The sequence below is a fragment of the Vibrio sp. M260118 genome, from assembly GCF_036533755.1.
In the GTDB taxonomy this organism is placed as follows: Bacteria; Pseudomonadota; Gammaproteobacteria; order Enterobacterales; family Vibrionaceae; genus Vibrio.
Genome location: NZ_JATABG010000305.1, coordinates 1 through 4,417 on the forward strand (window position 1 = coordinate 1; position 4,417 = coordinate 4,417).

Genomic DNA, 4,417 nt, shown 5'->3' on the forward strand with positions numbered 1-4,417 from the left:
AGATATTGGTGGTTTTTTGTTCGTTGGAGGTAAAAAAGGCAGCGATTTGCTGCCTTGATTGGAGGATTATTTACTGAAGGTTGGCTTTAGTTGCTCACAAACGTGCCGCGCGAAACCGCTACCTGCTTCGTTATAAATGTTAAAGGCGGCATCGACGCCTCCTTCAATAAGTGCGTCAAGCTGATCCGGGTACTCAGCGATTGCAGCAATCTGGCCTTGGAAGTTTTTACGTCGTAGTTGCTCAAGGGCGATTTGATTACCTTGGTGATGCGGCATGGCTAGTAGGACAAGTTTTACATTTGCAACGTCGAGTATACGTTCCCAAAAGTCAGGGTCGGTTGCATCGCCCGAGATTACATTGCGGCCATGGGCTTTGTGTTGATGAGCGGCATCTTCACGAACCTCAATGCCAAGGCTTATTTTACCATAACGGTTTCTCAGCTCATCATAAGCACCTGTGCCGATGCGCCCCATGCCTAGAATCAGAACTTGAGCATGTCCAGGGTTAATCAGTTGGTCTCGGGTATTGAGCTTTTCGGCTGCATGTTCGCGTAGCCAACGTCCAGAGCGCTGATAAAGCTTATGTCCGTGGCGGTTGAGTGGCGCTGACAGCACAAATGAAATTGAGACCGCGATAGCGAGGGCGACGAGGATATCGCTACTCATCCACCCCATCTTGAACGCCAAACCACCGACAATGAGACCGAATTCACTGAAGTTAAATAGACACAGAGAGGCAAGTAATGAAGTTCGTACGCGGAACTTAAACACATTCAGGACAGTGAAGTAGAGTATCCCTTTTAGCGGCAATAGCAGCATAAACAAGATTGCAAGCGCAAACCCTGACCAGGTTGGCTGTGCAGACAGCCCTATATTTAAGAAGAAGCAGACTAGGAATAGCTCCTTGAGGTTGAATAGGGACTTAGAAAGCTCAGACGCCTTTTTGTGTCCGGCGAGTAGCATACCTAATATTAGTGCGCCTAAATCCGCTTTCATTCCTACTAGTTCAAATAAACCAGCACCTGCAACCAAGGCAAAGAAGATTCCTAGTAGCACGAGCATCTCACCATGGCCCACCCAGTCGAGCATTTTGTAAAACAGTGGTCTGAGCAAAGGCAGTGCGAATAAGCCAATCGCATACCACTCCGGTAGTTTGCCAGTCGATGCCGTTAGAAAGACAACAGCAAAGATGTCCTGCATGACCAGTATACCGATAGCGATGGTGCCATAAGTGGCGTTCATTTCGCCTTTTTCTTGCAGAGACTTCACGGCAAAAACAGTACTGGAAAATGAAAGTGCGAAACCGAGTAAGATGACTTGATCGATAGACATGGCCGCCAATGAACCAACGCCTAAGAATTTGAAACAGAACAGTGCAACGCTAAAAAGCGCAGTGGACAGCAGGTTGTGTATGGATGCTCCAGTCCAAATCTCTTTTGAGAGTAGGGTTTTGATATCGAGTTTTAAACCGATAGTGAAAAGCAGTAGCGTGACACCCAGATCAGCTAAGGTCACTATAGTGTCGTTGGATTGAAAGCCAAATGCGTGTAATCCAAATCCAGCCAATAAAAAGCCGACTAGAGGAGGAAGGTCGCACTTCAGCGCAATAAATCCGGCGAGGAACGCCGCTGAAATCAAGATCAGTTCCATATATTTTCAGTTTCTTCCTAAAAAAAACGGGCTACATATCGTAGCCCGTTATTCTAACTCAATTAGTTACTGAGAGGTGAATGAAGATTAATCTTCTAACAATTTTTGCAACAACACCCCATTTAACATCGCTCGCTTAATCATAGCAAACGCTCCCAATGTCGGTTGCTTATCAATATGTGAAGTGACGATAGGTAGACCGGTGTGGAATGTTGTCAGCGCCTGGTTCTCTACATTTCGGCGGATCGCTGGGAACAGAATGTCTTCACATTGAGTAATATCACCTGCAATGACCACTTTTTGTGGGTTGAACAAGTTAATCGTGATAGCGATTGCTTTACCAAGCTGGTTACCTACGCGAACTAAACTCTGTTTTGCGAGTTCGTCACCCATGTTCGCGTGTTCACATACGTCAGAAATACTGATGGTTTCTAGCTCAGTTAAGCTCGATGCATACCCTTGTTTAATCAGTTTATTGACGCGTTCAACTATGGCAGGGTTAGCTGCTACGGTTTCTAAGCAACCAAAGTTACCGCATTGACACTGCTCGCCGAGTGGGTCTATCTGAATATGGCCGATTTCACCAACGTTGCGGTTGTAACCTAAGAACACTTGACCGTTTACTATGATACCCGCACCAGTACCACGATGAACGCTGACTAAAATAGAGTCTTGGCAATCTTGACTTGCGCCAAAGTAGTGCTCAGCTAGAGCCATACCGCGCACATCGTTCCCCGCGAAACATGGTACGTGAAAGGTGTTCTCAATGAGTTCGGCTAAGGCTAAGTTATCGATAGAAATATGTGGAATGTATTCGACTACGCCTGTTTCTGGATTAACCAGGCCAGGTAGTGCTATACCAATCGCGATCAATTGAGTGATGTGCGTTTGGTTATTATGTACAAATCGCTTCAGTTGAGAGAGTAAACCTTCTACTAACTCTTCTTGGGTGGTGTAGAAGAACTCATGGTAATCAGCAGCGAGTTCTTTGCCGCCCAAATCGTACAGGCTGAATTGAAGGTAGTCACGCCCTAAGCGAACGGCAACCGAGTGAAAAGGCTCGACTTCTGTTGTTAAAGATATTGCTCGACGTCCTCCGGTGGAGGCTTGTTGCGCGACCTCCTTGATTAGGCCGCGCTCGAGTAGCTGGCGGGTGATCTTTGTAACACTGGCAGGGGCCAGTTGGCTAACATCGGCAACTTGAATCCTTGAAATAGGTCCTTGTTGATCGATCAGCCTGTAAACAGCTGCACTATTTAGTTGTTTTACTAAATCTACGTTACCTATTTGTCCGCCATTCATTCTTAATTTTGCTCGTATTGTCCGTTAACAACCGTCGCCTGAACATTGAAGTCACGATCAAATACAGTAAGGTTAGCCACCATGCCTTTTTTAACTCGGCCTAGTTTCTCGTCCAAACCTATTGCTTTTGCAGGGTACAGAGTAGCCATACGCAGTGCTTCGTCCAGTGCGATACCGACGTGCTCAACTGTATTTTGTACTGCCTCAATCATAGTGAGTGCTGAGCCGCCAAGTGTGCCATTTTCATCAACACACTTTCCATCTCGGTAATATACTTTCTTACCAACAAAAATAAAGTAATCCATGTCAGCGCCTGCAGGAGCTGTGGCATCGGTCACTAATACTAATTTTTCGCCCTTAATTTTGTGAGCGATGCGGATGTTTGCATAGTCAACGTGGAAGCCGTCAGCAATGATACCTGCATATACATCAGGGGTATCATAAATCGCGCCAACTACGCCAGGCTCACGACCTGCCATCGGTGTCATTGCGTTGAATAGGTGAGTAGCGAAGGTGATGCCGGACTCAAAGCCTTTACGAGCTTCTGCATAGGTCGCATTGGTATGGCCGATTGAAACGACAATACCTGCGGCTTTTAGGCGTTCGATGTGGTGATGATCATTGTGTTCAGGTGCAAGAGTTACTTTAGCAATTACGTCCGCGTTGTCACACATGAAATCGATCATGCTGTCTTCTGAAGGACGAATATGGTCAACGCTGTGAATGCCTTTTTTCATCACATTGAGGTATGGGCCTTCTAGGTGTAGACCAAGCGACTGATTTTCATACTTGTCATGGTATTCTCTCGCCGCGGCTACTGCCTTGCGCATGTCTTCATCTGAAGAGGTAATCAATGTAGGTAAAAAGCTTGTACAACCCGATTTAAGATTAGCTTCATGCATGATCTGCATCGTTTCAGCGGTTACTTCGTCATTTAGCATTACACCGCCACAACCGTTTAATTGCAGGTCGATAAAGCCCGGGCTGACATTCATGCCGTTAAGGTCGCGTTGCTCAATACCTGATGGAAGCTCGGATATTGGGCATACAGATTCAATTAGATTGTTGTTAATGACTACAGCATGATCAGCGAGCACATCGCTGCTGGTATAGATTTTACAGTTAGTTAGCGCATACATGGTTAGCTAATCCTTATAAGTTTAGATTCTTAAAACCTTTAGTTGTGTAATTGAAGCTTAAATTGTGCGTTGTTAGCTATACTTTATTTGTGAGCTTCAATTAGATCGCAAAATATCTTTAGCAAACGAAAAAATGAGTTCTCAAAATTGTGTAAACACTCCAGTGGCTGCTTCACTGACAAGTGATTTGCGTCGCATTGACTTTAGTCGTTAATACTAGGTATGGCAATCATTGTGGCCTTACTTGTTCTGTAAGAGTAACGCGAAAATCACTTAATTAATGCTATTTTTTTGTATTGTAAAATAAGTTTTATGATCTCGCTAGC

Annotated in this window: 3 protein-coding genes; all 3 read right to left on the reverse strand. The window is 45.1% G+C overall.

All coding sequences use genetic code 11. The features are described 5' to 3' along the window. Positions 1-66: 66 nt before the first annotated feature. Positions 67-1,650 (reverse strand): cation:proton antiporter family protein, encoded by a 1,584-nt coding sequence (locus QTO00_RS15460; protein ID WP_331425584.1) that lies wholly within the window; start codon positions 1,648-1,650, stop codon positions 67-69. An 87-nt stretch (positions 1,651-1,737) separates the two neighbouring features. After that, on the reverse strand, positions 1,738-2,952 hold the full coding sequence (nagC, locus tag QTO00_RS15465) for a DNA-binding transcriptional regulator NagC (RefSeq protein WP_331425585.1): 1,215 nt from the start codon (positions 2,950-2,952) through the stop codon (positions 1,738-1,740). A 2-nt stretch (positions 2,953-2,954) separates the two neighbouring features. After that, positions 2,955-4,091 carry an N-acetylglucosamine-6-phosphate deacetylase gene (gene nagA, locus QTO00_RS15470; RefSeq protein WP_331425586.1) on the reverse strand — a complete coding sequence of 379 codons (1,137 nt, stop codon included), beginning with the start codon at positions 4,089-4,091 and terminating at the stop codon, positions 2,955-2,957. Between the last annotated feature and the right edge of the window lie 326 nt (positions 4,092-4,417).